The following is a 668-nucleotide window of genomic DNA, read 5'->3' on the forward strand; positions in this document are numbered from 1 at the left end:
CTGGTGCTGACCCGCGCCGAGGAGCAGGTCGATTCCGGCAACCGCCCCGGCACGTTCCAGCACCTGCGCATCGGCGCCCGACGCGATGGCACGCTGACCGCGATCGAACTGACCAGCCATGGCACGGCGGGCGTGGCGCTCGGCGCCGGCGTCGGCGACTTTGCCGGCGCGGTCTACCGGTGTCCGAACCTGCTGACATCGCATCGCGACGTCTTCACCAATGCCGGGCCCGGCTGCGCCATGCGCGCGCCGGGAAACGTGCCGGGCGCCTTCGCCTTCGAACAGGCGATCGACGAGCTCGCCGAACGCCTCGCGCTCGATCCCGTTGCCCTGCGCGACAGGATCGATCCCAGCCCGGTCCGTCGCGAGGAACGGCGGATCGGCGCCGCGCGCTTCGGCTGGGCCGCCCGCCATCCGCCGGGTTCGGATCGGGGGCCGGTCAAGCGCGGCATCGGCATGGCGCAATCCCACTGGGGCGCGCATGTGCAGATCAACGCGGCCTGCGAGGTCCGTGTCCTGCGCGACGGCTCGGTGGAGGTGATGTCGAGCGTGCAGGATATCGGCACCGGCATCACCACGGTGCTCGCCCAGACGGTGGCGGAAGTCCTCGGCCTGCGCGCGGAGGATATCACGGTCCGCATCGGCGATACCATCTTTCCGTCGGGGCC

Annotated in this window: 1 protein-coding gene; it reads left to right on the plus strand. The window is 71.4% G+C overall.

The window, feature by feature from the left end; all coding sequences use genetic code 11:
* The coding region (locus tag APM_RS12825; protein ID WP_007423801.1) for a xanthine dehydrogenase family protein molybdopterin-binding subunit at positions 1–668 on the plus strand (668 nt) is incomplete at both ends.

The organism is Acidiphilium sp. PM (assembly GCF_000219295.1).
Lineage (GTDB): Bacteria > Pseudomonadota > Alphaproteobacteria > Acetobacterales > Acetobacteraceae > Acidiphilium > Acidiphilium multivorum.